A 22,581-nucleotide genomic window follows, 5' to 3' on the forward strand; every position below is an offset into this window, starting at 1 on the left:
GTCACCACAGTCCGCGACGGGCCAGCGCCCGCCGCACGGTCTCGCGCCGGTCCGACGGTTCGGCCTCGAAGGCCGCCGCCACCCGCCCGGACACCACGCCGTGAGCCAGCCCGGCGGACGTGGTGAAGTACGCGTACCGCACGGCCTCCGCGTTCGCGGAGTGCTCCCCCGCGGCGGCCGCCCAGGCGGCCGCGGATGCCGCCGCGTACGCGCGTACGGCGGCATGGCCCCGGTCGGTGCGGACGATCCCCTCCGCCTCGATCACGAACGACAGCGGCTGCTCACACGCCAGCGCCGTGAACAGGGCGATCATCAGCTCGTGGGTCACGGTGTCGCGCAGCGCCCCCGACCCGGCGGCATCCAGCAGAAACGACGCGAACGCCTCCTCCACCGACAACCCGGGGGCGGTGTACGGGATCAGCCGGAACCGGGCGAAGTGCGGCGAGCCGAGGAAGCCGGTGAGCAAGTCCGGCTCCGTTGCACCGGCGTCCCGCAGCAGGCGCAGGCTGCGGGGGAACGTGGTCGCGAGGCTGCCGCCGCTGCCGGGCCGCCACACCTGGGAGCGCAACCGGCGTGCGGTGGTGTCCAGTTCGGCCAGGTCGACGGAGGCCAGGCACTCCAGCTCGCCCGGATCCGCCGCCACGGCCTCGGCGCCCTCGTCGGCGAGCCGGGCCCGCAGGTCCGCGTCCAGCAGCAGCCGCATGAGCAGGTCGGTCAGGTGCTCGCCGTCCAGCGACGCGCCCGGCTCCACCGTGGTCACCCGGCCTCCCCGCGCTGCCAGGCGGTGACCAGGTCCCGCAGCCGCGCGTAGTTCCGCCGGGACTTCTCGACGAGGTGTCCGTCCTCGCGGTACATCGGGTCCTCGTAGGACACCCCGCGGAGGTTGGGGCAGCGGGCCAGCAGATACGCGGTGAGCTCCACCTGCTCGTCCAGCAGGACGCCGTGGTGGAGGTCGCGGAATCTGCCGCCCACGATCTGGCAGCCCGACAGGTGCAGTTCACGGCACCGGGTGAGGGGCAGGGCCTCGATCCCGTCGTACATGCCGCGTCCGGTACGTCCTCTCAGCCACTGGTAGCTGAGGAGATGGCCGACATCGAGCGTCACGGAGACGTCGGCGTCCTCCGCCAGCCGGGCGAAGTAGTCGAAGGCGTCCATGTGCCCCAGCACGAACGAGCCGCCCTCGGTGAAGCCCGGGAACTCGACATGCAGCGGCGGATCGAGCAGCCGGGCCGCCTCCGCGACGTTCCGGGTGGCGATCTCCAGACCCGGTTCCGTCAGCGGCGGCGGGAGCGGATAGGGCATCGGTATGCCGCGCAGGCTCCAGATGCCCAGGTCCTCGACCACCCAGGAGAAGCCGTAGCGGGCGGCCAGTTCGTTGGTGAACTCGGCGGCCGGGCGGCGGTCGTAGCGCTCGGGGGTGCCCATGTTCAGCTCGGTCTGGTGGAAGGCGCGGGCCGTCCCGGCGGGTACCGCTTCGAAGAAACGGTCGTACGCGCGCACATAGTCGGCCGTCCGTACGCGGGCGCGTGAGCGCGGCTGGAAGGCCAGGGCCGAGTAGGCGAAGTCGCCGCCGTGGCGGTGCAGGAAGGCGCGGACCCGGTCGGTGATGTCTCCGCCGCCATCGTCGCTCTCCACGAAGCCGATGCCGCGTCTGCCGAGGCGTCCGCCGCCCCACGGCATGTCCATCAGGACGCCCAGGCCCATCCGGGGCGGGGCCTGGGTGATGGCAGGGACTCCGCCGGGTGCGGTGCGCGGCGGTCGCGTCATGACGTGCTCCTGGCTGAGGGGGCCGCAAGTGCCGGGTCGGGGGTGCCCGCCGCCGCGTCGGCCAGGCGGGCCAGCAGTCGGCGGCCACGGTCGGTGCGGGCCATGAGCAGGCCGTCGGCGCGCTGTTCCACGTCGTCGGCGGGGAGGGCGTAGAACCGCTCCTTGACGAGGTCGGCGAGGGTGACGCGGACTTCCGTGCGGTCGTCGGCGTACGCGGGGACGGTGCGTACCCAGGTGTGCGGGCGCAGGGCCGCGACGGCGGGTGCGCGCGAGCCGTCCGGGGCGGGGCGCGAGGGTGCCGGACCGTTCGTACGGCCCGGTCTGACGGTGTGGAAGATCCGGAGCAGGCGGTCCAGGGCCTCGGTGCGCGTGGGCCCGCCGCGGACCGCCAGCGGCCGGCCGACCCGGCCCGCCAGGTAGCTCAGCTCGGGGTTGCCCGCGAGGCGGTCCGAAGTGTCGAGGGCGAGCCCGTAGTCGTCCGGGCTGCCCGTGAGTCTGCTGCCGGGCTCCGCCACCATCAGCTCCAGCGCGTCGATGCCGATCCGCCGCTCGTTGTCGACGAGGAAGCGCAGGGATGCCTCGAACTCGTCCGGTGTCTCATCCAGGACCTGGCCCATCACGGTGAACCGGACGGTGATGCCCGCCGCGTGGAGGTTGTCGAGGATCCGCTGGTAGTCGGCCGCGCACACGCCCCGGTCGACCCGGTCCAGCAGGCGCTGCGAGGTGCCTTCGTAGCCCACCGCGATCATCGCGCAGCCGACCGCGGCGAGGTCGTGGCAGAACCCCGGGTCGGTCAGGACGGGCTCAAGCCGGCTGCGGACGCCGAAACGGAGCCGTATGCCGCGTTCGCGAACCGCGCGCATCGCCTTGAGGATCAGCCGCAGGTTGGTGTTCTCGTCCGCGACCGACACGTACCGGGTGCCCGTGGCGCGGACCACGGCCTCCACGGCGTCGGCGATCTGGGGCGCGGTGCCCTGCTGGTAACCGCCTTGCGGGAGCGACCGGTTGCCGTACGAGCAGAACGCGCACCGCCCCCAGTAGCAGCCGACGCACGAGACGATCGCGAGTTCCAGGGCGTCGTTGAGATAGGAGCGGAAGGGCAGTCCGGTGAAGTCGGGTGGTCCGAGGTCACGGAAGCGCAGGGTCACCGCGGGCCCCGTGCGCGGCGCGCCCCCGGCACGTGGCAGCCAGGTCATGCCGGGCACGGCGGCGAGTGGGACCGTTCCGTCCAGGGCGTCCAGCCAGCGTTCGAGCGGCTCTTCGCCGGCGGTCGGGCAGAGGGCGTCGACCGTCTCCCGGACTCCGGGCAGCCGCGCGAGGCCGTCGTGGCGGAGCATCACCTGCTGGCCGCCCAGGCAGATTTGGGTGTCCGGCGCCAACTGCCGGACCCAGGCGGCGATCAGCAGCGCGGGCGCGAGCTGGCTGAAGAACGCCACGGACAGGCCGACCACCCGGGGGCGGTGGCGGCCGAGCAGCCCGGTCACCAGATGGCGCAGTGACACGAGAGGTACGTCCGACGCGGCGGGCGGCCGCTCCGCGGCTCGGCGTACGGCGTCGTCGAGCCGGCCGAGGTCCTCCCAGGTCCGGGTCAGGAAGGTGTCGCGGACCAGCAGTTCGAGGGCCAGAGTGGCGAGCCGGACCGCGCGGTCGGGGCCCAGCTCGCCGGCCGGCGCCTTCTCCAGGACATGGGCACGCAACTCGCCGATGTGCGCGGCGAAGACGTCGGCCATCTCATGGCGGTACCAGTCGCTCACGGCCTTGCCGTCGTCGCCCGTGTCCTGCGCGCGGACGGCGTCGTCCAGCAGTGCGGGGCATCGCAGCAGTTCGTGGAGCACCGCGATGTTCAGGTCGGCCTGGTGAACCCGCCGGCCCCGGCGGCGCAGATGGCCCGTCAGGTACGGCAGACTCAGATACGGGAAGAACCTCGCCTCGGTCTGCGGCGGGAAGATCAACAGGACGTCGGTGCGGGTACCGTCCGTCGACTGGCTGGACGGCACGACCCACCTCCTCGTCTCACCGGTCCCGTCCGTCGGAGAGTTGCCCGGGCTCCCGGGCGTGCTACTCGGGGATGTCCTCCGTGCTCTCCGCCGCGATGTAGGTGTACGTGTGGTACGCCGCGCCGAGCTTCAGCTCGCTGGAGTCGATCACCTGGAGTTCTTCGAGCTCACCGAATTCCTCTTCGGCGAGTGTCTCGGGAGTTGCAGCAGTCATGGTTCTCTTCCCTCCGCAGATGTGATGGGAATGTGCCGCTTGCCGTGTATGGCGCCCACGCTAGCCAGCCCGGACGCGTGTCAACAGCCCATACGTCGTCGTTCGGGCTGGACGGCATTCAGCCAGGTCAGCGGCTGAAGCAGAGTCTTCGGAACCGGCATGGCGCAGCAGCGGCCGTAATGACCATGACTGGTAATCGCCCTTGGCGCCGGGCAGTTCGGGAAGATGGGCGGCAACGCCGTTGTGCTGCTGGAGGGCCCGTTTGTACCGCCATGTCGATGCGGCCGTGGTTCGGGCGGTGGTCCGGCGTCCGGACCATCCGGTGGCCTGGCCGGACCTGACCAGCCCTTCCGCGCACAGGGAGTCATGGCGGGCCTGGCTCCAACAGACATGGCAGGCAACCGATTTCGCCACCGCGGTCGAGTTCTCCAGCCCGGACCTGGCGGCACGGGTGCGTCAGATACTCGTCGGCGAGCCGGTGCCGGACCCCGCCGTGCGGCGCGCGGTGCTCTCGGTGGCGCGCTACCTGCTGCGCGCCCGTTCACGTGCCACTCCGTTCGGCCTGTTCGCCGGTGTCGCGGCCGCCCGCACCGGGCCAACTCCCTTGCTGCGCACGGGCACCGGACACCGGGCGGTCACCAGACCGGACGCGGCATGGACCGCGGCTCTCGTCGACCGGCTGGAGGAACTCCCTGCGCTGCGGCCTCATGTGACCCTGCTCGCGTCCAGCCTCGCGTTCGAGCGTGACGGACGCCTGATGATCGAGCACCGATCGAGCGGCACGCGCGACGGCGACCCCGAGCACGTCCGGATACGCGCCACCGGGCCGGTCCGCACCGCCATGGACGGCGCGCGGGAGCCGGTGCTGTGGGCAGCTCTCGCCGGAACGCTCTCCGCCGCTTTCCCGGCCGCGTCCCCCACCGCGATCGAGAACCTGCTCGCGAACCTGGTACGACAGCGGTTCCTGATCACGAGCCTGCGTCCCGCGGTGACGGCCTCGGACCCGATCGCCGCCCTGCTCGGACACGCACAGCACCTGCCCGAGGCGGAAGTCACCGAGCTGCGCGAGGTCGCGGCGGAACTGGCACGGCACGACGACGCGACCGCCACTCCTGCGGGCGCCCGCGCCGAACGCACCCGGGTGACGACCGCGATGACACGACTCTGCCCCACCGCGAAACCCACGCTCGCCCTCGACCTGCGGCTGGACTGGGACCTGGTGATCCCGGAGGCGGTGGCCGAGGAGGTGGCGTCCGCCGCCGAGATCCTCACACGCCTGGCACCGCGGTCGGCGCTGAGCCCCGGGTGGACCGCCTGGCACGGCCGCTTCCTGGAGCGCTACGGCCCGGGAGCAGTAGTCCCCGTCCTGGACGCCGTCGAGTTCCTCGGCTACCCGTCCGGCTACCTCGGGTCCACCGCCGCGTCGACGGACCCGACGCTGACCGCCAGGGACAGACGACTGGTGCGGCTCGCGTACACCGCCGCGACGCGACGTCGGCACGAGGTCCGACTCGACGGGGCCACGGTCGACGAACTGGCGGTGGCCCATCCCACCGGGCCCGTGCAGCCGAGCACCGAGGTGACCGTACGGATCCACGCCGCGAGCGTATCCGCCCTGGAACAAGGGGAGTTCACGCTGCACGTCCTCGGAGTGGCCCGCGCGGCCGGAACGTCCACCGGCCGGTTTCTCCACCTGTTCGACGCCGACGACCGCCGCCGGATGACCGACGTGTACGCCAGCCTGCCCGGCGTACACCAGGACGCGCTGATCGCCCAGATCAGCAGCACCCCGCTGTACATGCGCTCGGTGAACGTCGCGCACGCCCCGCGGGTGGCGGAGTGGGTGATCCCCCTCGGCGACCAACACGGCCCGGACATGGGCCAGTTGCCCGTGACGGACCTGGCGGTGACCGCCGATGCCGAGCAGTTGCACCTGGTCTCGGTCTCCCGGCGGCGCCCGGTGCACACGATGCTGCTGAACGCGGTGGATCTGACCCACCACACCCATCCGCTGGCGCGGTTCCTGATCGAGGCACCGGTGGCACTGGCCGTCCCGTGCACCGGGTTCTCGTGGGGAGCCGCGGTCTCCGGCCTGCCGTTCCTCCCGGCACTGCGCCACGGGCGCACCGTACTGTCCCCGGCCCGCTGGACACTCGGCAACGGCGACCTGCCCGACGCGCGGACGCCGTGGCCGCGGTGGGACGAGGCCCTGGCCGGGTGGCGCCGCGAGGTCGGCCTGCCCGAGCACGTGTACCTGGGCGACGGGGACCGGCGCATGAACCTGGACCTGGCGGAACCCTCGCACCGGGTCCTGCTCCGCACCCACCTGGAGCGCGACGGCAGGGCGCTGCTGCGTGCCGCACCGGAGCCCGGGGACCTGGGCTGGACCGGCGGGCGCGCCCACGAGGTCGTCGTCCCCCTGGCTGCGGTGGATCGGCCCCGCGCACCGGTCCGTGGATCAGGCGAGGTCGTCACCCGCGAACACGGCCGTCTGCCGGGCTGCGGAAGCCTGCTCTCCCTCAGGCTGTACGGGCACCGCGACCGTCAGGATCCGCTCCTGACCCGGCATCTGCCGTCCCTGCTAGGGGAGTTGGGAGAGCCCCGCTGGTGGTTCGTCCGCCACGACGATCCCGAGGACCACCTACGTCTCCGTCTGACCTGCGCGCCCGGTTCGCTCGACACCGCCGTCGGGCGGACCGGCGAGTGGACCCGGCGCCTTCGGCACGCGGGCCTGATCACCCACGCGAGCCTGGAGACCTACTACCCGCAGACCGCGCGCTTCGGCGGAACCGGGGCGATGGAAGCGGCCGAGGAGTATTTCGCCGCCGACTCGGCCGCCGTCCTCGCCCAGTTGACCGCGCAGGCCGGCCGGGGCGCTCCCGAAGCCCGTGCGGTGACCGCCGCGAGCATGGTGGACATGGCCGTCGGCCTGCTCGGGGACGACATGGAGGCGATGCGCTGGCTGGTCGGGCACACCCGCGCGGACACGAGTGCCCCACCCCGAGCGGTCTACGACCAGACCATCGCCCTGACGACCGCCTCCCGCACGCCCCCGGCTCCCGGCACCCCGGTGCTGGACGCGCACGTCACCGCGAGCTGGTCCGCACGCCGCGCCGCGCTGGCCGTGTACCGCAGCGCGCTCGAGAACGCGGGGACGCTCGCCCCGGAGGACGTACTCCCGGACCTGCTGCATCTCCACCAAGTCCGCATGCGCGGGCCGGGACTTGCCGAGGAATGCGCACACCTGCACCTGGCCAGAGCCGCCGCACTGAGCTGGACGGCACGAGCGAGGAGAAAATGAACGCCTCGTCATGAGCCCAGGGAGCACCGGCAACGCCCCTCCTCCTCAAGGGAGTTGAGAGACAGGGCCCCGTCGCGTCAACGGTCGGGCCCTGGGCGCTGCGAGCGTGCCGAGGGATCTCGATCCGGGCGATCGAATCGCGCGACGCGATATCCCGGCGAACCGGGGTAGCCGCCAGACACACGGCGGTTGGACGCCCATCTCTCAAGGAGAACAATGTTCACACTCACGTCCCGTCGTCTGCGCGGCACCGCCCGTCGGGTCTTCGGCTGGCAGCACTTGCGCCCGGCCCAACTGAGCGCGATGAAGGCCGTGATGAAGGGTCGTGACGTACTCGCCGTCATGCCGACCGGCGCGGGCAAGTCCGCCGTGTACCAGGTGCCCGCGGTCCTGCTCGGCGGTCCGGTCGTGGTCGTCTCGCCGCTGATCGCGCTTCAGCGGGACCAGATGCAGAGCCTGCTCGGATCCGGCGCGCTGCGCACCGCCGCCATCAACTCCGCGCAGCGGAAGAGCGACAACGACACGTCATGGGCCCACATCAGCGCCTCCTCGGTCGACGTGATCTTCCTCGCCCCTGAGCAGCTCGCCAAGCCGGACGTCACGGACCGGCTCGCCGCCGTCCGTCCCCGGCTGCTGGTGGTGGACGAGGCGCACTGCGTGTCGTCCTGGGGGCACGACTTCCGGCCGGACTACCTGCGGCTGCGCCACGCTCGCGAGCGGCTCGGCAACCCGCCGGTGCTCGCCCTGACCGCCAACGCGGCGGCCCCGGTGCGACGGGACATCGCCGACCGTCTCGGCATGACCGACCCGGTGGAGATAGTGGCCGGCTTCGACCGTCCCAACATCCGCCTGGAGGTGTCGGCCTTCCAGGACGCGGCCGCCAAGGAGCGGTTCGTCGTGGAGCGGGCGGCCGTCGAGGAGAAGCCGGGAATCCTGTACGCGGGGACGCGCAAGGCGGCGGACAGCTACGCCGAGCAGTTGAGCGACCTCGGACTGGCCGCCGCGAGCTACCACGCCGGCCTCTCCGCCGCCGAACGCCGTCGGACCCAGGACCGGTTCAGCTCCGGTGAACTCGACGTGGTCGTAGCCACCTCGGCGTTCGGGATGGGCATCGACAAGGCGAACGTACGGTTCGTGCTGCACGCGTCCGTCCCCGGCTCGCTCGACGCCTACTACCAGGAGATCGGCCGGGCCGGCCGCGACGGCGCACCGGCCAGGGCGATCCTCGCCTACCGCACTCAGGACCTGGGCATGCAACGCTTCTTCGCCGCCGGCGCTCCCGACGCCGACGCGCTGCGCCGCGTCACCGAGCGCCTGCGCGACGACGAGGGCGCCGTGAGCGTGACCCGACTCCGCGCCGACTGCGAACTCGGCGCGACCGCCCTGTCCGCCGTACTGAACCTGCTGGAGGAGGCCGGGGCCGTACGCACCGGACGGGACGGCAGCCGCTTCACCGGCGCCGACGGTGCCGCCGCGGATGACGAGGTCGACGCCGTCGTGCAGCGGGCCCTCGCCGTCCACGCCACGCACCGCAAGCTCGAACAGTCCCGGATCGACATGATGCGCGGCTACTCCGAGACGACCGACTGCCGGCGGCAGTTCCTCCTCGGCTACTTCGGCGACTCCGCCCCCGTCCCGTGCGGGGCGTGCGACAACTGCGCGGACCCGGCGGCCAAGCCCGCGAGCGGTCCGAGGCGCGAGCGGGCCGGGGACGCCGGACGGCCTCAGAAGGCCGCCGCACGCCGACGCCGGTGGACCCGGACCGGTGCACGCGCGGACGTCGCCGCGGGTGCCGCCGGCATGACGGAGACCGTCGTACAGCCGACGGCGGACAACCACACCTACCTGCCGGGCGTCCGCGTGAGCCATGACCAGTGGGGCGAGGGCGAGGTCATGAGCGAGGGCGACGGCAAGATCACCATCCTGTTCGAGTCGGTCGGCTATCGCACCCTGTCGCTGGCGGTGGTGACGGACAAGCAGTTGCTCGTCGCGCTGCCGGACACACCGAGCTGACGCTCGAACCGCGAGTCTCTCCAGCCGGTACGGCGTTCCCCGTGAGGGCTGACGGTCCTGAGGGGCGCCGGGAATCGGATCTTGCGGGTCAGCATCCCCCGGCGCGGAATCCGAACCGTTCCAAAATCCACTTTCGGCACGCACCCCAAACTTGTTCTTTATGGTCTGGCCTCGGACGATGCTTCGAGGATGTCTGAAGAAGGTGCTCCACCTGGCGGACGCTCGGACAGGATGGGTGGGTGATCGACTACGACGACGAGGCCCGGAACTACGACGCGTCCCGAGGTGGTGAACCGAGAGCCCTGGCTGCGGCGGACGCGGTGGAACTGCTGCTGCCGCAAGGGCCTTGCTCGATCCTGGACATCGCGTGCGGCACGGGCATCGTGACCGGAAGACTGCTGGGTTCGGAGCGGGTGGTGGTGGGTGTTGATCGCTCGCCCGGGATGCTGAGTCTTGCCGGGCAGCGGGTGCCGGGAGGTGTCGTGTGCGGCGATGCCACGCGGCTGCCTTTCGCGTCGGGCGGGGTGGACGCCGTCGTGATCGTGTGGTTGCTGCATCTGCTGCCGGACCCTGCGTCCGTGCTTGCCGAGGCCGCCAGGGTGCTGCGCCCCAACGGGACGCTGATCACCACCGTCGACAAGGACGACGCCTACTTCGTCGAGGACAGTGACATCGCCCAGGTCACGGCGGAGTTGCGGCGTCAGTACGCACCCCGAGTGCCCGACGGTTCTGCCAGGGTGCTCGGTTGGGCCGCTGCGCGGGGACTGGGTCTTGCCGGGCAGACCGTGTTCCCCGGAACGGGGCAGGGCCGCAGCCCGCGCAGGTGGCGGGAGGTGATCGAAGCGGGGCATATCCCCTGGTGCTCGCATGCGGACGCGGGCCAGGTGACTGACGTATGCCGACGGCTCGCCGAGCTTCCTGACCAGGACAGGGCCCGCCCGGATCCGCTGTACCGGCTCATCGCCTTGAAGGTATGACCGTTTGCGCCGACTGGCCTGTTCCTTGGGCTCTGACCTCGAACGATGCCCCGAACGTCATCGCTCGTACGAGGATTCCGGGGCCGTGAACACGGCCTTCGGCTCATCCCGTGCTCCGACCAAAGAGGCACTTGACCAGTACGAAGGCCGTGGGGAATGAGTCTGCTGCACCACGATGCCCAGCGGGAGCCGTTCGCGGTGGCGTCACACTTCCCTACGTTGTCCTGTGGGACGTGGTGAGCCCTTCGTATGGTTCATCTACCACGCAACCAGGCCAGACCACAAAGCACAAGCTAAACGGAACTGGTGGTACTGGTTGGCAGAGCCTGCTGATAGAGCGCCACCAACACACCGTGCACGGGGTCGTCCTCCGCGTTCTCCTCGGCCTCGTCGACCAGACCGGCGAGAGCCTCGCCGAGTGCCTTTGCCTTCGCGGGGCTGAGACGCAGGTGGCGCAGTGTCAGCTGGGGCTCGGCAGGAGAGAGATCCAGCTCCTGGGCGATGGCGGCGAGCATCGCGGCGGTGCCTGCCGCCTGGGGTTCGGCGACGACCACGTGGCGGGCCGTGCGCTGGTAGTACTGCTCGGTGCCGCCGCGGACCCGGCGGGTCTCGGCGACATGGATCAGCCCTGCTTCGCGGAGCACTTTGACGTGATGGGCCACGTTGCCCTTCTTCGCGTCGAGCCGCACCGCGAGCTGGCTGATGGTGGCGGGACGGTGGCCCAGGGCGAAGAGCAGCCGCTGACGCAACGGGTGGGCGAGCGCAGCGAATTGGCCGGGCGCACCGATCTCCAGAACATCCTCAGGAGGCGGCGGGTAGGAAGGCTGATCACGCATACCGAAAGTGTCTAATCTCGTTGACGCTTTCGCAAGGGCGGTGCTCTACTCCCTGCCATGACGACTCTGACGAAGATTCAGCCCACCCCTGTCATCGACGAGACGGCCCGGCTCCTGACCGAGCACTACGTCTTCCCCGAGACCGCCGAGCAGCTCGCCGGCCTGCTGCGGCGCCGCCTCACCGAGGGCGCCTACGACGTCGATGACGCCGAGGCTCTCGCCCGTCTGGTCACCGCGGACCTGCAGTCCGTCAACGGCGACCGACACCTGAGACTCAAGCACCACGCCGACCCCGTTCCTTCCAAGCAGGGGGCGGCCAACCTGGCCGCCATCCGCCGGGACTTCGACGCCTCGCTGGGTGGTGCGCCCCGCGTGGAGCTGCTCGACGGAGGGGTCGCCATGGTGGAACTTGCACCGATGCTGTTTCCGCTGGAGTGGGCCGCCGAACCGCTGAGTGCCGCGCTCACCCTGGCCTCCCGCGCCCAGGCGCTGATCGTGGACCTCCGCGCCAACCGGGGCGGCGACCCGGACACGGTCGCCTTCGTCTGCAGCTACCTACTCGACGAGCGCACCCACCTCAACACCATGTACTGGCGTGCCGGCGAGCGCATCGAGCAGTCCTGGAGCCTGCCGCACGTCCCCGGAACGCGCTTCGGCGGCACCAAGCCGTTGTACGTGCTGTCCAGCGACAGCACCTTCTCCGCCGCCGAGGAGCTGGCGTACGACCTCCAGCAGCTCGGCCGCGCCGTAGTCGTCGGTGAGCGCACCCGCGGCGGCGCCCACCCGTGCGAGGGCTGGACCGTCCACCCCCACCTGGAAGCCACCGTCCCCGTCGGCCGCGCCGTCAATCCCGCCTCCCGCACGAACTGGGAGGGGACCGGCGTACAGCCGGACGTCCCGTGCGCTGCCGCCGACTCCCCCAGCCGGGCACACGCACTGGCCCTGGCCCGCCTGGCAGGCTGACCCGGTCGAGTTCATCGCCAGCAATGCGCACAGCGCCCCCGTCCACGTCGGTGGCCAGTCTCGGTGGCGGTGGCGAAGAAGCGCTGACGGCAGGCGGTCCTGTGCGGGTCAGTTCCGCGCCGCGGTGATCGAGCGGGCGTAGTCGGTCGGTGTCCGGCCGTAGCGCTCCTTGAAGGCTCGGATGAAGTGGCTGCTGTCCGCGAACTGCCCGTGGGCGGCGAGTTCCGAGACGCTCAGCCGGCCGGAGGGCGGGGTGAGGGCGAGTCGGGCTTCTTCCAGGCGTCGTTGGCGGATGTAGGCGGTCACCGATTCCCCCGCCGCGGCGAATGCCCGTTGCAGGCCGCGCACGGAGACATTGAGTTCACGGGCCAGCATCGCGCCGGAGAGTTCGGGGTCGCTCAGGTGGTGGTCCGCGAAGTCCTTCGCCGACTGGGCCAGCGCCAGGGCCAGTTGGGGTTCCGCGTCGTCGACCCGGCGCCTGGCCACCGCCTTGGCCGGCTCGATGAGCGCGCTGTGCGCGGCCTGCACTCCGGTCGGACCGGGATCGGCGGCCGTCTCGTAAAGCATGTTCGAGTGGGCCACCAGCAGGCGCACCTCGGCGGGGTCCACCGATCCGCTGACGCTCACGGCCGGTTGGACACCTCGGTCAACAACGCCGTGACCGTCGAGCCGTTGGGCACCGTCTCCGACCTCGACGCGGCGGGCCGGCGACGCGTCATGTCCACCGATGTCGACGGCGTCTTCTACACCTCCAGGGCCGCACTCCCCCACCTCCGCGCGGTGGGCCGCAGCATCGTCAACGTCGGTCCGGCGTCCGGGCTTCGCGGTGACTGGGGTCTAGCCGCCTACGACGCCGCCAAGGGCGCGGCGACCAACCCGACCAACGCGACGGCGCTCGACCACGGCGCGGAAGGCGTGCGCGTCGACGGCGGCCGCGGCGCGTCGAACGGCAATCCGCACATCGCCTGACACCGCGACACACCCCGACGCACCACACCCGAATGCCAACTCTCATCATGAGAGTCTACTTGCACGAAGGGGTGAACTCGTCTACATTGATGAGAGTCAACCCCAACGAACACAGCGCACTCTCTTACACGGAGGCTCAGATGACAGACGTCTCAGTCGTCGGTCCGGACGCCGGTGAGTCCATCCAGCTCGGCCCGACCCGGATGCGGATCCTGGAGGACGGCACCACGACCGATCACCGCCTCGGCATCGGGGAGATCACGCTCGCGCCGCACACCGACGGTCCGCCGCAGCACCGGCACGCCCGGCACGACGAGGGCTTCTACGTCGTGTCCGGCGCGGCCCGCTTCACCGTCGGCGAGACCGTGTACGACGCCCCCGCCGGAACGCTGGTCATGATCCCGCCCGGCGCCCCGCACACCTTCGCCAACCCGACCGACGACACAACGGTCCTGCTCAACACGTTCACCCCGGACCTGTACGTCGACTACTTCCGGGAACTGCGCGACATGATCGCCGCAGGCCGACCCCTGACGCCCGAGGCGACGATCGAGGCGATGAGCCACTACGCCACCGAGCCATCCACCGACTTCGCCTGAACACCCGTAGCCAAACTGCCCAGTTGACCCGCCCGGTACCCGAACCAATCAAGGAGAAGCAGCCCATGACAACCACCACTCGATACACCGTCAGCCTCGACGGAGCCGGCCCGGTCGAGGTGTCCGTCGCCGGATACGGGGACGAGGACGGGCAGCCGTTCATGCTGCTGCACGGCGGGGCCGGCCCGCAGTCGGTGACGGGGTTCGCGGAGAAGTTCGCCGCCGCTCACGGCGTGCACGTGCTGGTCCCGACCCACCCTGGCTTCGGCGGCACCGAGCGCCCCGAGGCACTGACCACCGTCTCCGGCCTGGCCACGCTCTACGGCGCGCTCCTGGACCAGCTGGCGCTCACCGACGTCACCGTCGTCGGCAACTCGATCGGCGGCTGGATCACCGCCGAGATCGCGCTGCTGAAGTCGCCGCGCGTCAGCGGCATCGTCCTGATCGACGCGGTCGGGATCGAGGTGCCCGGCCACCCGGTGGCCGACTTCTTCTCCCTGACCATGGACCAGGTCTTCGGGCTCACCTTCCACAATCCCGAGCCGTTCCGCATCGACCCGACGACGCTGCCCCCGGCGGCGCAGGCGATCGCCGCGGGCAACCGGACCGCGATCGCCGTCTACGCGGGCTCCGCCATGGCCGACCCCACCCTCGTCGGACGTCTCGGGTCCCTGGAGATCCCCACGCTCGTGCTCTGGGGCGAGAGCGACGGAATCGTCGACACCGACTACGGACGCGCCTACGCCGCCGCGATCCCCCTGGCCCGGTTCCAACTGCTCCCCGAAACCGGCCACTCCCCGCAGCTGGAGACCCCCGACCAGGTCATCCACGCGATCTGGGACAGCACCGACACCGATTTCTCCGCCTTCGCCCGCTGAACCCCCACCGCCCATCTCTCCACACCGCCCCAGGGAATCCCTCCCATGCCCAAGACCGCGGTCACCCGCATCACGCACAGCTGCCACCTCATAGAGATCGGTGGCCGCACATTCCTGACCTGCCCCGGCTCGACGGCGTATTGATCAGCCACGAGCACTACGACCACTGCGACCTGGATGCCTTCGCCGCCTACCGCGACCGCACGGTCCCGCCCTTCGCCGGGGACACGATGTTCATCCCCGAGCTCGCCGTGATTCCAAGGCGGTTGGGGCACACATCACTCGCCCTGCTCCCCACCGACGGCCTGCACATCCGGCCGGCCGGAAACAGGCAGGTCGTCATGAACGCCGACGAGGCCGCCGAACCGACCGCCCTCCTCAAGCCCGAAGTGGCGGGATCGAGCTCCGAACGACGCCCGGCATCGACACCGACAACTGCCTCACCGCGAGCCTGAATCACGGCAACCTCCAGGTAGACACCGACGACCCGGACCCGCGCCCCATGCTCATCCAGCTCGACGAACTCCCCATCACCTAGCAGCAGTTGATCCACCCGCCACCTGACATCGCACCGCCACCTCAGGAACCGGCGAAGACACACAGGATCCGGCTCAGGCAACCCGCCCACCGCTAGGGCGTCGCCCCGCCGAAGTACGAGCGAGCGCCAGTCACCCCGTTTCGCGGCGCCGCCCTCCGGCCCACTCCGCAACCCGGCGACCAGCACGAAGCCGCAGCGCAACCTCCGCACCACACCGCGCCGTTGGCGACTCGCACCGCCGGACACACCGCGTGCGAGGGCTGCGAAACGCACCCCCCTGACCGAGGAGAACGACCATGCCGTCGCACACGCCCCTCCCCAACGGCACCCGTCAGCGGGCGGGGCTCATCCTCGCGGTGTGCTGCTTCAGCCTCCTGATCACCGCCCTCGACACCACCGCCGTGAACGTCGCCCTGCCCGCCATAGGCCACGACCTGCACGCCCCGGTAAGCGGCCTGCAGTGGACCGTGGACGGCTACACCCTCGCCGTCGCCGCCTTCATGATGCTCGCCGGATCCACCGCCGACCGGATCGGACGGCGCAGGGTGTTCCAAGCCGGACTGACACTCTTCACCGCCGGCTCGCTGGCCTGCTCCCTGGCTCCGAGCCTCGGCTGGTTGATCGCCTTCCGTGTCGCCCAGGGCCTGGGCGCCAGCATGCTCAACCCGGTCGCCCTGTCGATCATCACGCACGCCTTCCCCGACCCCCGCGAACGCGCCCGCGCGATCGGCCTGTGGGGCACCACGGTCGGTCTGTCCCTGGCCGCGGGACCGGTGGTGGGCGGCCTGCTCGTCGCCTCGGCCGGCTGGCGCTCGATCTTCTGGATCAACATCCCGATCGGGGTGGCCGCCCTGGCGCTCGCCGCGATCCTCATCCCCGAATCCAGGGCCGCCGCGCCCCGACGCCCCGACCCGGTCGGCCAGATACTCGTCGTCACCATCCTCACCTCCCTGATCTTCGCGATCATCGAAGGCTCCCACCAGGGTTACGGCAGCACCCCCATCATCGCCCTGTTCACCCTGGCCGCAGCAGCTGCCGTGGCCCTGCCCGCCTACGAACGGCGTCGCCAACAGCCGCTGGTGGAACCGGTGTTCTTCCGCTCGGTCCCGTTCACCGGCTCCTTCGTGGCCGCCGTCACGGCGTTCGTCGTGCTGTCCGGTTTCCTGTTCCTCAACACGCTCTATCTGCAGGACGTACGCGACTGCAGCGCATTGCAGGCCGGCCTGCTGACCATGCCGATGGCCGCCGGTACCGCGCTCGCCTCACCGCTGTCCGGACGCCTCACCGCCGCGCGCGGCCCCCGACCGCCTCTGGTCGCCGCGGGCCTGCTGATCGCCGTCGCCGCACTGACGCTGACCACCCTCACCCCGACCACGCCATGGGCGACCCTGCTCACCGCCTACATCCTCCTCGGCATCGGATTCGGCCTGGTCAACGCCCCGATCACCAGCACCGCCGTAGCCGGTATGCCACGCGCCCAGGCCGGGGTCTCCGCAGCGATCACCACCACCGGCCGCCAGATCGGCAACAACCTCGGCGTCGCGGTCCTCGGTTCGATCGTCACCGCCCGCACCCGCGCCCCAGGCGGCCCCGGACTCGCGACCGCCAGCCACCCGGGCTGGTGGATCCTCGCGACCGGCGGCCTCGTGATCACGGTGATAGGCCTGGCGACCACCACGGCCCGCGCCACCGCCACCGCGACCCGGGTCGCCGCTCGTTTCCCGGCCGACCCGGTGACAGCGCCGCCCACCGCGCCCGCAGTACACGGCGCCGCCCAGACCTGATGCCACACCAAAGCCGCGCTACGGATGCCAGACAGGCCCCCGTCATCAGTCGGCCAAGGCCCAACGCCCCTGCTACGGACCGGCGTTCAGCACACGGCACCCCACACCGTCCTCTACCCCCGCACAACCCCACCCGGACGAACCAACGCGCACAGAAACCCTCAGCCGCAAGGGTTGACAACGATGTCGCCCAGGAGCAGATTCCACCAGGCGCGAACGGGAACCGGCACACCTCCACCACAGGCCCACGTGGCCCCACTCCAGGACGGAGCCGTCCGTGAGAAGACGATCGGCGTCACGCACCACACGCCTGCCGCGAAGACGTGTCACGGTCCTCGCCCTCATCAGCACCCTCGCCGCCATGCTCGTGACCGGCACAGGCACGGGACCGGCCTCGGCGAACGTCGCGGCCAACCACCGTGCCGCGTCGGTGACTTCGGGCAACGCACGCTTCCAGGTCCTCTCCCCGACCCTGATCCGCACGGAATACGCGCAGGACAGGAAGTTCACCGACAGCGCGACGTTCAACGCGATCGGCCGCACCGCGTTCACGCCTCCCCCGTACACATCGAGTACGTCCAACGGCTGGCTGACCATCACCACGAGCGCGCTCACCCTCAAGTACCAGGTGGATTCAGGGCCGTTCGACGCACAGAACCTCGCCGTGCATCTGTCGGCCGGCGGGTCTGCGGTCGACGCCACCCCGTGGCACCGGCTCACCTGCGGCCTGGGTGCCCTGTGCGAGGCCGAGCAACTGCCGCACAGCGGGGCCGGTGTCGCCACGGACCACACCGGCTACACCGGGTCCGGGTTCCTCGCCGGTTTCGAGGGGACGGGCGACTCCGTGTCGGCCGACGTCACCGTCGGCGCGGCGGGGACGTACACGTTCGACGCGCGCTACGCCAACTACGTCGGCGGGGACGGCCAGAACACCACCCGCACCCTCACGCTGTCGGTGGACGGCGGCGCGAGCCGCACGGTGAGCCTGCCGAGCACCGGCAACTGGGACACCTGGGGTCTCGCGAGCAGCGCGGTCCAACTCGGCGCAGGGCAGCACACGTTGACGCTGACGAGGACCGCCGCCGACTCCGGCGACGTCAACCTCGACAGCGTCGCCCTGGTGAACCAGGGCAGCGGCTTCCCTTCCACCTCCACCACCGCCATCACGAGCTGCGGATACGGCGTCACCTGCGAGGCCGAGGCCGGTCGCGTCGCGGGTACGGCGATCACCGCCACCGACCACACCGGGTACTCCGGCCGCGGCTTCCTCGCCGAACTCAACCAAGGGTCGAGCGCGTTGACCCACGTGGTCGGCGTTCCGGCCGACGGCACCTACGCGTTGCAGGTGCGCTACGCCAACGCCACCGGCAGCGACGGGCTTTACCAGACCCGTACGGCGACGGTGTCGTCCAACGGCACCACGCGGACCCTGTCGCTGCCGGTCACCGGCAACTGGGACACCTGGAGCACCGCCTCCGTCCCCGTCACCCTCAAGGCCGGGGCGAACGACATCACCGTCGGCTGCCCGGACGCCGCGAGCTGTCACGTCAACCTCGACACGGTGTCCGTCACGGCGGCCAACTCCCCTGCCCCGCAGCCCCACTTGGCACTCGGCGGCTACCGGCGCAGCCTCGACGGCGTCGACGGCAACAACGGGGCGCCGGCCACCACACCCGGCCTGCTGTACAAGGACGGCTGGTACCTCCTCGACGACACCGCCTCCGCCCTGTACGACACGGGCACCCACCAGGTCACCCAGCGCCCCTCCCACGGCGGCGCGCCGTACCAGGACGGCTATGTCTTCGGCTACGGACACGACTACCAGCGGGCCCTGACCGACCTCGCCACTCTCACCGGCCCGCCCGAACTGCTTCCCCAATGGGCGTACGGCGTCTGGTACTCGGAGTACATCGACCGCACAGCCGCCGACTACGAGAACAGGATCCTGCCCGCCTTCCGCGCCGAGGGCGTGCCCCTCGACGTCCTCGTCACCGACACGGACTTCAAGTCACCGAACACGTGGAGCGGTTGGGAGATCGACCAGTCCAAGTTCCCCGATCCGAAGGGGTTCTTCGACTGGGCCGCGTCCCAGGGACTGCACAACACCCTCAACATCCACCCGAGCATCCTGAGCAGCGACCCGCAGTTCGCGCAGGCCCAGGCGACCGCCAAGGGCAAGCTGCACAAGGGGGGTTGTGCGCCCGCCGCGAGCAGCGGTGCCGGTGACTGCTACACCTTCGACTGGGGCGACCCGGACCAGCTCAAGGCGTACATGGACCTGCATCAGACGATGGACCAGCAGGGCAACGACTTCTGGTGGCTGGACTGGTGCTGCGACGCCACCCAGTCCTCGCTGCCCGGCGTCACCCCCGACGCGTGGATCAACCAGCAGTACGCGACGGACGCCGACAAGACCATCGGCCGGGGTTTCGCCGTCTCCCGCGCCTACGGCTCGCTCCAGGCGGGCGGTTACAGCGGCCAGCAGGGGCTGCCCACCGGGCCGTGGGCCGACAAGCGCACCACCGTCCACTTCACCGGTGACACCTCCTCCACCTGGGGCACTCTGAAGGCCGAGGTCGGCTACACGCCCGGTGAGGCCGCCGCCACCGGCATGTCGGCGATCAGCCATGACATCGGCGGCCACAACGACACGACGAACCTCACCGGTTCGGAGACCTACACCGCCGACGGCACGACCCACACCACGCACAAACTCCCCGACGACATGTACGCCCGCTGGGTCCAGCTCGGCACCTTCCAGCCCATCGACCGCCTGCACAGCAACCACAGCGACCGCCTGCCCTGGCAGTACGGCACGGCGGCCCGCGCCTCGGCGGACAAGTTCCTCAACCTCCGCGAGAACCTGGTGCCTTACACCTACTCCCTCGCGCAGCAGGCCAACACGACCGGCGTCCCGGTCACCCGCCCGATGTACCTCCAGTACCCCGACGAGCCGCAGGCGTACGCCACTTCGAACAGCGAGTACTTCTACGGCCCCGACCTGCTCGTCGCCCCCGTCACCACGCCCGGCACCACGGCGACGACCTCGGTGTGGTTCCCGCCGGGCAGCCGGTGGACCGACTACTTCACCGGGCAGACCTACGCCGGCGGCACCACCCAGAACATCACCAACGGCCTCGACACCATGCCGGTGTTCGTCCGGGCGGGCGCCGTCATCCCGACCCGCACGAGCGATGTCACCAGCAACGACAAGGCCCCGCTGACCAAGGTCACGCTCAAGGTGGCCGCGGGCGCCTCCGGCACCTCCACCCTCTACGAGGACGACGGGACCGCCCGCACCGGGCGCGGCCACAGCGCCGTGACGAAGATCCGGTACCGCGAGAAGGGCACCCGCCACACGGTGACGATCGATCCGCCGACCGGGACCTTCCACGGCCAGATCAAGAACCGGCAGTGGACCGTCTCCCTCCTCGGCGTCATCGCCCCGGGCACCGTCCGGGTGGGCGGGGCCCAACTCCCCGCACACGCCTACCACTTCGACAGCAAGACTCATACCCTGACCGTCCCGCTCCCGGCGCGGAGCGCGCGCACGCCGGTCACCGTGACGTACGGCTGACCGGTCTCAGCCCTGCGACGGAGACTTCGTCAGGCTCTCCCGTCCCGGGCTCCCCGGCCCTGAACCCGGGGCCGGGGAGCCCGGGACGGGAAGCGGGCGGGGCAGGTCCCGGTCTCCGGGTTCGACCGACGCGAGGCGTTTGAGCAGTGCCGGGGTCAGGCGTCGGTACGCGGCCGGGTCGACCGGGCCTAGCCAATGGGCGGCGCGGATCAGGGGGTTGATGTCGAGGTCCAGGTCGCTGAGCACTTCGTCGGCGTTGTGCATGGAGAACGGGATGATCTTGGTGCCGCGGCAGTGGTGGGTGTCGGTGGCGATGTCCATGAAGGCCAGTTGCTCCACGACCGCGTCCCGCATGGTCTCGGTGTCGGGGGTCGTCAGCGCACCGGCCAGGCCGGCCGCGATCCACAGCGCGGCGATCTCGGCGTTGAGCGGGCTGAAGAAGGAGGAGTTGTAGCCGTTGAAGTACAGGCCGGGGATCCCGAGGGGCAGGATCTGGCGGTAGAGCATGAAGTTGCCGCGCTCGTCGAGGAGTTGCTCCTGCACCTTCTCGGGCAGGAACGGGACGCCCTGGGTGAAGCCGGTCGCGCAGACCACCAGGTCCGCGGGCAGCACGGTGCCGTCGGAGAGGCGGGCGGAGGGCTTGCCGTCCACGACGAGGAGTCGCTCGATGGTGCGGTCGCGGCGGACGGTGATGGCGCCCGCGGTGACGGCCTCGAAGAAGCCCTCGGTCGCGAGGCCGATGGCGCCGCGCACGATGTCCTCCATCGTCCCCTGGGGCACCAAGTCGAGCCGCTTGAGGCCGAGTTGGCGTATCGACACCGTACCGATGGAGTTGATCATCCGGCGGCGCAGGCCGTTGCCGGGGCCGTGCAGGAAGCGTTCGAAGCCGCGCGGGCGGATGTAGCGGAACAGGCCCTCGCCGAGGCGGGTGAGCAGCAGCATCTTGAAGTTGAGCCGGCCGCCGACCTTGCGCGGGACCTTCCACAGCAGTTGGCGCGCGATGACGTCGGTGCTCGCTGCTACGGCGCTGATCGGTACGGCCACGTCACAGGCCGACTTGCCGTAGCCGACGACGAGGACGTTGCGGTCACGCGCCTGTTCGGCGTCGTGGAACTCGGTGCCCGCGCACACCTGGCCGCCTGCCGCGGTGAATTCCGCCAGGCCGTCGAACTTCGGCACCGCCGGCTCGCAGAACACTCCATTGGCGACGACGAGTCGGTCGTAGGTCTCCGTGGTGTGGGTGCCCGCGGAGTCACGGTACTCGACGCTCCACGTGCCGTCGGCGGTCGGGCGGGCCGAAAGTACCTCGGTGCTCAGGCGCAGGACGGCTTCGAGGCCGAAGTGCGCGGTGTAGTCGGCGAGGTAGGACTGGATCTGGGCGCCGTCGGGCCACTCCGGGAAGCCCGCGGGCATGGGGAAGTCGGAGAAGGAGTACTGCGCCTTCGGGCTCTGGGTGGTGACTCCCGGGTAGCGGCGGGTGCGGCTCCATACGCCGCCGACGTCGGGGGTCTTGTCGAACACGTCCGTCCGGTGTCCGGCCTGGGTGAGCACTTTCGCGGTGACCAGGCCCGCGACTCCGGCACCGATGATGGCGATCCTCATGATCAGGCGACCTCGGGCGGCAGTTGGAGCTCGATGCCGAAGTCGCCCATGATCTTCTTCATGAGACCGATGTCCTTCGGGCCGGGCGGCATGTCCGCGAGCGTCTGGTAGTACTCCTCCAGGCCGGCTGGCGAGACGACGGAGATGACGCGCGACTCCTCCTGGTAGGGGTTGCGGAAGGCGTGGACCACATCGCGCGGCAGATACAGGTAGTCGCCGTGTTCGAGGACGAAGTCCCTGCCGCCGAGGTGCACGTCGAGCCTTCCGGACAGGCAGATGAAGGACTCGTCCTCACGGGTGTGCAGGTGCGGCGGCGGTCCGTCCGTCTCCGGCGGGACCGTGTACTCGAACAGCGAGTACGCGTCGTGTGTCGCGGCACCGTCCGCCTTGAGGGTGATGCCCAGCCCGATCGCCGCGATCTTGTGTCCGTCGCGGGAGGGCAGCATGTAGCCACCGCCTAGAGTCACCGTCGTCTCCTTCCGGTCGCCACCGTGGCCGACCGGCCACGGCGCTGGTCTGCTGCGCCCAGCGTGGGTTCGGAGCGGTCGATGCGCAATGATCCAGTC

18 protein-coding genes are annotated in these 22,581 nt (G+C 70.7%); 10 read left to right on the top strand and 8 right to left on the bottom strand.

The features are described 5' to 3' along the window. Position 1: 1 nt before the first annotated feature. From R2B38_RS46770 to R2B38_RS46785, 4 genes are all read right to left on the bottom strand, one after another. On the bottom strand, positions 2–760 hold the full coding sequence (locus R2B38_RS46770) for a hypothetical protein (RefSeq protein WP_318022291.1): 759 nt from the start codon (positions 758–760) through the stop codon (positions 2–4). Continuing rightward, on the bottom strand, positions 757–1,767 hold the full coding sequence (locus R2B38_RS46775) for a DUF692 family multinuclear iron-containing protein (RefSeq protein WP_318022292.1): 1,011 nt from the start codon (positions 1,765–1,767) through the stop codon (positions 757–759). Before R2B38_RS46775 ends, R2B38_RS46770 begins: the two co-directional genes overlap by 4 nt. Then, on the bottom strand, positions 1,764–3,764 hold the full coding sequence (locus tag R2B38_RS46780) for a B12-binding domain-containing radical SAM protein (RefSeq protein WP_318022293.1): 2,001 nt from the start codon (positions 3,762–3,764) through the stop codon (positions 1,764–1,766). The genes R2B38_RS46775 and R2B38_RS46780 overlap by 4 nt, the downstream gene beginning before the upstream one ends. Before the next feature lie 61 nt (positions 3,765–3,825). Then, positions 3,826–3,978 (bottom strand): hypothetical protein, encoded by a 153-nt coding sequence (locus R2B38_RS46785; RefSeq protein ID WP_318022294.1) that lies wholly within the window; start codon positions 3,976–3,978, stop codon positions 3,826–3,828. 298 nt (positions 3,979–4,276) lie between these two features. On the opposite strand from R2B38_RS46785, the gene R2B38_RS46790 reads away from it, so the two are divergent. The 3 genes from R2B38_RS46790 (at position 4,277) to R2B38_RS46800 (ending at position 10,269) form a co-directional block, all read left to right on the top strand. Next, complete coding sequence (locus R2B38_RS46790; protein ID WP_318022295.1) at positions 4,277–7,279, top strand: lantibiotic dehydratase; 3,003 nt, start codon at positions 4,277–4,279, stop codon at positions 7,277–7,279. A 216-nt stretch (positions 7,280–7,495) separates the two neighbouring features. Further along, positions 7,496–9,292: a RecQ family ATP-dependent DNA helicase gene (locus R2B38_RS46795; RefSeq protein WP_318022296.1), complete on the top strand. Its 1,797-nt coding sequence runs from the start codon at positions 7,496–7,498 to the stop codon at positions 9,290–9,292. Positions 9,293–9,531: 239 nt separating this feature from the next. Continuing rightward, positions 9,532–10,269, top strand: a complete 738-nt coding sequence (locus tag R2B38_RS46800) for a class I SAM-dependent methyltransferase (protein ID WP_318022297.1) — start codon at positions 9,532–9,534, stop codon at positions 10,267–10,269. 293 nt (positions 10,270–10,562) lie between these two features. On the opposite strand, the gene R2B38_RS46805 is transcribed toward R2B38_RS46800, so the two are convergent. Next, positions 10,563–11,105, bottom strand: a complete 543-nt coding sequence (locus R2B38_RS46805; protein WP_318022298.1) for a winged helix-turn-helix domain-containing protein — start codon at positions 11,103–11,105, stop codon at positions 10,563–10,565. A gap of 57 nt (positions 11,106–11,162) precedes the next feature. Here R2B38_RS46805 and R2B38_RS46810 point away from each other — a divergent pair, with 57 nt between their 5' ends. Continuing rightward, on the top strand, positions 11,163–12,068 hold the full coding sequence (locus R2B38_RS46810; protein ID WP_318022299.1) for a S41 family peptidase: 906 nt from the start codon (positions 11,163–11,165) through the stop codon (positions 12,066–12,068). 108 nt (positions 12,069–12,176) lie between these two features. Here R2B38_RS46810 and R2B38_RS46815 read toward each other — a convergent pair whose 3' ends face one another. Then, complete coding sequence (locus tag R2B38_RS46815) at positions 12,177–12,695, bottom strand: helix-turn-helix domain-containing protein (protein WP_318022300.1); 519 nt, start codon at positions 12,693–12,695, stop codon at positions 12,177–12,179. Between the two features lie 6 nt (positions 12,696–12,701). Here R2B38_RS46815 and R2B38_RS46820 point away from each other — a divergent pair, with 6 nt between their 5' ends. The 6 genes from R2B38_RS46820 (at position 12,702) to R2B38_RS46845 (ending at position 20,413) form a co-directional block, all read left to right on the top strand. Continuing rightward, positions 12,702–13,037 (top strand): SDR family NAD(P)-dependent oxidoreductase, encoded by a 336-nt coding sequence (locus R2B38_RS46820; protein WP_318022301.1) that lies wholly within the window; start codon positions 12,702–12,704, stop codon positions 13,035–13,037. Between the two features lie 140 nt (positions 13,038–13,177). Then, complete coding sequence (locus tag R2B38_RS46825) at positions 13,178–13,636, top strand: cupin domain-containing protein (protein WP_318022302.1); 459 nt, start codon at positions 13,178–13,180, stop codon at positions 13,634–13,636. A gap of 65 nt (positions 13,637–13,701) precedes the next feature. Beyond that, positions 13,702–14,514: an alpha/beta hydrolase gene (locus R2B38_RS46830; RefSeq protein WP_318022303.1), complete on the top strand. Its 813-nt coding sequence runs from the start codon at positions 13,702–13,704 to the stop codon at positions 14,512–14,514. 140 nt (positions 14,515–14,654) lie between these two features. Continuing rightward, positions 14,655–14,969, top strand: a complete 315-nt coding sequence (locus R2B38_RS46835) for a hypothetical protein (protein ID WP_318022304.1) — start codon at positions 14,655–14,657, stop codon at positions 14,967–14,969. A 379-nt stretch (positions 14,970–15,348) separates the two neighbouring features. After that, positions 15,349–16,836: an MFS transporter gene (locus R2B38_RS46840; RefSeq protein ID WP_318022305.1), complete on the top strand. Its 1,488-nt coding sequence runs from the start codon at positions 15,349–15,351 to the stop codon at positions 16,834–16,836. Positions 16,837–17,197: 361 nt separating this feature from the next. Further along, complete coding sequence (locus R2B38_RS46845) at positions 17,198–20,413, top strand: TIM-barrel domain-containing protein (protein WP_318023075.1); 3,216 nt, start codon at positions 17,198–17,200, stop codon at positions 20,411–20,413. 6 nt (positions 20,414–20,419) lie between these two features. Here R2B38_RS46845 and R2B38_RS46850 read toward each other — a convergent pair whose 3' ends face one another. Both R2B38_RS46850 and R2B38_RS46855 read right to left on the bottom strand, forming a co-directional pair. Next, a complete protein-coding gene (locus tag R2B38_RS46850; RefSeq protein ID WP_318022306.1) occupies positions 20,420–22,015 on the bottom strand; it encodes an NAD(P)/FAD-dependent oxidoreductase in 1,596 nt (531 codons plus the stop codon). A 2-nt stretch (positions 22,016–22,017) separates the two neighbouring features. Further along, positions 22,018–22,482 carry a cupin domain-containing protein gene (locus tag R2B38_RS46855; RefSeq protein ID WP_318022307.1) on the bottom strand — a complete coding sequence of 155 codons (465 nt, stop codon included), beginning with the start codon at positions 22,480–22,482 and terminating at the stop codon, positions 22,018–22,020. Between the last annotated feature and the right edge of the window lie 99 nt (positions 22,483–22,581).

This window comes from Streptomyces sp. N50 (assembly GCF_033335955.1).
Classification (GTDB): Bacteria; Actinomycetota; Actinomycetes; order Streptomycetales; family Streptomycetaceae; genus Streptomyces.

Bases quoted from the DNA above. Each gene is read 5' to 3' on its own strand.
- R2B38_RS46830 (WP_318022303.1), top strand. From the start codon at position 13,702: ATGACAACCACCACTCGATACACCGTCAGCCTCGACGGAGCCGGCCCG.
- R2B38_RS46775 (WP_318022292.1), bottom strand. From the start codon at position 1,767: ATGACGCGACCGCCGCGCACCGCACCCGGCGGAGTCCCTGCCATCACC.
- R2B38_RS46850 (WP_318022306.1), bottom strand. From the start codon at position 22,015: ATGAGGATCGCCATCATCGGTGCCGGAGTCGCGGGCCTGGTCACCGCG.
- R2B38_RS46810 (WP_318022299.1), top strand. From the start codon at position 11,163: ATGACGACTCTGACGAAGATTCAGCCCACCCCTGTCATCGACGAGACG.
- R2B38_RS46845 (WP_318023075.1), top strand. From the start codon at position 17,198: ATGCTCGTGACCGGCACAGGCACGGGACCGGCCTCGGCGAACGTCGCG.
- R2B38_RS46825 (WP_318022302.1), top strand. From the start codon at position 13,178: ATGACAGACGTCTCAGTCGTCGGTCCGGACGCCGGTGAGTCCATCCAG.
- R2B38_RS46805 (WP_318022298.1), bottom strand. From the start codon at position 11,105: ATGCGTGATCAGCCTTCCTACCCGCCGCCTCCTGAGGATGTTCTGGAG.
- R2B38_RS46795 (WP_318022296.1), top strand. From the start codon at position 7,496: ATGTTCACACTCACGTCCCGTCGTCTGCGCGGCACCGCCCGTCGGGTC.
- R2B38_RS46785 (WP_318022294.1), bottom strand. From the start codon at position 3,978: ATGACTGCTGCAACTCCCGAGACACTCGCCGAAGAGGAATTCGGTGAG.
- R2B38_RS46840 (WP_318022305.1), top strand. From the start codon at position 15,349: ATGCCGTCGCACACGCCCCTCCCCAACGGCACCCGTCAGCGGGCGGGG.